The following is a 610-nucleotide window of genomic DNA, read 5'->3' as shown; positions in this document are numbered from 1 at the left end:
ACCTGCCCGGGCTGAAGCTGCTGCCGCCCACCAATGACAGCACCGACCTGACCCTCGACGTCTGGGCCGCCGCCACCGAAGGCGCCAATGGCGATGTCGCGGTCAGCGGGCCCCAGCAGATCGTCGTCGATATCGGCGTCGTCGCGCCCTCCGTCTCGGGCTCCGGCCAGGGGCTGGAGGACGAATGGATCGCGCTCGACCTTTCGGCCTCGGTCAATGCCGAGATCGGCAACGAGACGCTGAGCGTCCACATCGAGGACCTGCCCGCCCATGCCGTGCTGCGCCTGCGCGACAGCGGCACGATCCTCACCCCCGATACCGACGGACGCTACGACGTCACGGCCCATCTCGACAATCTCGAGATCCGCTGGGACTGGAACAGCCCGCAGCGCCATTCCGACGAGGACATCTCCTTCAACCTGCGCGCCGTCGTCACCGACACCGATGGCGACAGCAACCAGACCCTCGCCCCCGTCACCGTCGAGGTCAACGCCGTTGCCGATGCGCCGACGCTGGCGGTGGACGATGCCGCCGGGGTGGAGAACGAGTGGATCGCGCTGGAGATCGACAGCGCCCTGGTCGATACCGACGGCTCGGAAAGCCTGCTGGT

Annotated in this window: 1 protein-coding gene; it reads left to right on the top strand. The window is 68.0% G+C overall.

Going from position 1 to position 610, the window contains the following annotated elements; all coding sequences use genetic code 11:
* Positions 1-610 (top strand): hypothetical protein (locus EPD66_RS24290; RefSeq protein ID WP_185961611.1); only part of this gene is annotated, 610 nt, incomplete at both ends.

The organism is Telmatospirillum sp. J64-1 (assembly GCF_006980715.1).
GTDB classification, from domain to species: Bacteria; Pseudomonadota; Alphaproteobacteria; order Rhodospirillales; family Magnetospirillaceae; genus Oleiliquidispirillum; species Oleiliquidispirillum nitrogeniifigens.
This window is presented reverse-complemented; position numbering and strand designations above follow the sequence as displayed.